This is a genomic window from Vibrio sp. 10N.261.51.A4 (assembly GCF_041471945.1).
GTDB classification, from domain to species: Bacteria; Pseudomonadota; Gammaproteobacteria; order Enterobacterales; family Vibrionaceae; genus Vibrio; species Vibrio crassostreae_C.
Genome location: NZ_JBFRPJ010000193.1, coordinates 1 through 558, shown reverse-complemented (window position 1 = coordinate 558; position 558 = coordinate 1). Strand labels below are relative to the sequence as shown.

General features: G+C 38.9%; 1 pseudogene. It reads right to left on the bottom strand.

Going from position 1 to position 558, the window contains the following annotated elements:
* Nucleotides 1-312: 312 nt before the first annotated feature.
* Nucleotides 313-558, bottom strand: a pseudogene (locus AB4384_RS23705) (aspartate-alanine antiporter); the annotation flags it as partial.

The following is a 558-nucleotide window of genomic DNA, read 5'->3' as shown; positions in this document are numbered from 1 at the left end:
TTACGAGGTAGCGTTGCTAGGAAGTTAGGGTTACCACGACCTGCATCAAGAAGTGCACGATCTGGCACAGCTTGCGCCACTTCAATCAGTTTGTCTTTTAGCTCGAATGGGCTTAGGTCAGCGAATTTTGAAAAATCGATAGTTGGAGTTTGAGTAGTCATAATATTTACCTAATAATTTAATATTAAACACTTGTAATTAAATAAAGTGTTTTACTTAAGCGTGATTATTCAGGCCTACCCTATTTTTGATTGGGTAGGTCTGTTAATAAGTTGATGATTTTTTAAATCTATAATGAGTTGTAGGTTTTAATTACATACCCGCATTAACGGTAATAATGCCGACGATAATTGGGCCCCATAGAGTCAGTAACACGTTGGCTACGGCGTAAGTCACAGTAAAAGAGAATACTGGCGTTGCGTTGCCTGTTTTTTCCATCAATGCAGCGAACGCTGGGTTTGCACTTCGACCACCGGTTACACAACCTAAAGCTTCTACCGGATTCTTTATCTTCAATACAAAGTACGAGAAGAAGAATGAAATAATCTGTGGAATGAT